The sequence below is a fragment of the Mesorhizobium sp. M7A.F.Ca.CA.001.08.2.1 genome (genome assembly GCF_003998455.1).
GTDB lineage: Bacteria > Pseudomonadota > Alphaproteobacteria > Rhizobiales > Rhizobiaceae > Mesorhizobium > Mesorhizobium ciceri.
Window position 1 is genome coordinate 1 of sequence record NZ_RZPW01000957.1, and the last position, 2,001, is coordinate 2,001.

2 protein-coding genes and 1 pseudogene are annotated in these 2,001 nt (G+C 62.8%); all 3 read right to left on the bottom strand.

The genetic code is table 11. From position 1 onward, the window contains the following. On the bottom strand, nt 1-150 hold a 150-nt coding region (locus EN914_RS33455), incomplete at its 3' end, for a CoA transferase (protein WP_206527299.1). Continuing rightward, complete coding sequence (locus EN914_RS33460) at nt 143-883, bottom strand: NAD(P)H-dependent oxidoreductase (RefSeq protein WP_024503246.1); 741 nt, start codon at nt 881-883, stop codon at nt 143-145. The genes EN914_RS33460 and EN914_RS33455, both read right to left, overlap by 8 nt. A gap of 112 nt (nt 884-995) precedes the next feature. Further along, nucleotides 996-2,001 (bottom strand): annotated as a pseudogene (locus tag EN914_RS33465) (acyl-CoA dehydrogenase family protein); the annotation flags it as partial.

Below are 2,001 nucleotides of genomic sequence, written 5' to 3' on the forward strand. Positions count from 1 at the left end.
GTAGTGACGCGCGGTTTCGCCTTCCGGGCGCTCGATCTTCACGACGCGTGCGCCGGCATCGGCAAGGCGGACCGTGCAGAGCGGAGCGGCGACGGCCTGCTCGATCGAAACGACAAACAGGCCCTCCAGTGGGCGGGCGCCGTCAGACATTGCGCTGCACCCCCGAGCGCGCCAGCACGCCAGGCTTCAGCCGCTCGTTTTTGCCGTAATCCTCGGCAGCGTGGAAGAAAAGCCGCGGCGTGCCGTCGATGTCCTCAAGCCTCTTGCTATAGGCTTCCAGATAGGCCTTGCGGCCCTCGTTGCCGACGCGGCCCGGCATATAGGCGACGAAGGGCGGCAGCACGTCGAAACCGGAATAGCGCAGCAGACCATTGTGGATCGGCCACAGCACCGTGAGGATGTCGCCGTCGATGCCGTCGGGCGCGTAGGTGTCGGCCGACGTGCCCGTGGTGGCGGCCACCATGGCGAGCTTTCCCCTGAACATGCCGGTGTCGTATTTACGGCCCGGCAGATAGGCGAAGCCGCGCGCGAAGACACGATCGGCCCAACCCTTGAGCATTGCGGGCATTCCGAACCACCAGACCGGGAATTGGAACAGCACGAAATCCGCCAGCTTCACCTTTTCGACCTCGGCGTTTATGTCGGCCGAGAGTGCGCCGGCCTCGTAGGCGGCGGTCTGTTCGCGCGGCAGGCTGAAGAAGTCCGGATCGTTACGCTCGCCCGATATGTCGCCCGGCCCTGCGACAGGATTGAAGCCCATCGCATAGAGGTCGCTGACAACCACATCGTGGCCTGCGCGGGTCAAGGTTTCCACAGCCAGATCCTTCATGGCGCCGTTGAAGGATCTTGCTTCCGGATGTGCATAGACGATGAGGACGTTCACGGACGACTCCTAAAGCATTTTGCAGCCGAGCGGAATCGCTTGGCGTCGCAGAAATGCGGCTAAAACAAACGGCTAGAGCGGGATGCGAGGTTCAATTCAAATGCATCCCGCTCTAGTAGGAACGCGGCAGTCCAAGCACGTGCTCGGAAAGGTATGACAGGATGAGGTTGGTCGAGATCGGCGCGACCTGATAGAGGCGCGTCTCGCGGAACTTGCGCTCCACATCGTACTCTTCCGCGAAACCGAACCCACCATGCGTTTGGATGCAGACATTGGCGGCTTCGTTCGAAGCGTCGGCCGCCAGCATCTTGGCCATGTTGGCTTCAGCACCGGGGTTCTTGCCGGCCTCGTAGAGGCTCAGCGCCTCGCGCACCATCAATTCGGCCGCGCGCATGTTGGCGTAGGCCCTTGCAATCGGAAACTGGATGCCCTGGTTCTGGCCGATCGCCCGGCCAAACACATGCCGCTCCTTTGCGTAGGTGCTGGCCTTTTCGATGAACCATTTCGCATCGCCGATGCACTCGGCTGATATCAGGATACGCTCGGCGTTCATGCCCGAGAGGATGTAGCGGAATCCCTTTCCCTCTTCGCCGATCAGGTTTTCGGCCGGCACGCGCAGATCGTCGAAGAACACTTCGGTGGTGGCATGGTTCATCATGGTGCGGATCGGCCGGATGGTGAGGCCGTTGCCAACGGCTTCGCGCATGTCGACGATGAGCACTGAAAGGCCGTCAGTCTTCTTCATGCCGTCCGTGAGCGGCGTGGTCCGCGCCAGCAGCAGCATCAGATCCGAATGCTCGGCACGGCTGGTCCAGATCTTCTGGCCCTTGACCACGAAATGATCGCCGTCGAGGCGAGCAGTGGTCTTGAGCGCGCCGGTGTCGGTGCCGCTGCTCGGTTCCGTGACGCCGAATGCCTGCAGGCGCAATTCTCCCGCGGCGATCTTCGGCAGGTATCGCTGCTTCTGGGCTTCCGAGCCGTGGCGAAGAAGCGTGCCCATCGTGTACATCTGGGCATGGCAGGCGCCGCCATTGCAGCCGGCGCGCTGGATTTCCTCCAGCACGGCAGCGGCGGCCGCAAGCGGCAGGCCCGAGCCACCCTATTCCTCCGGGATCAGG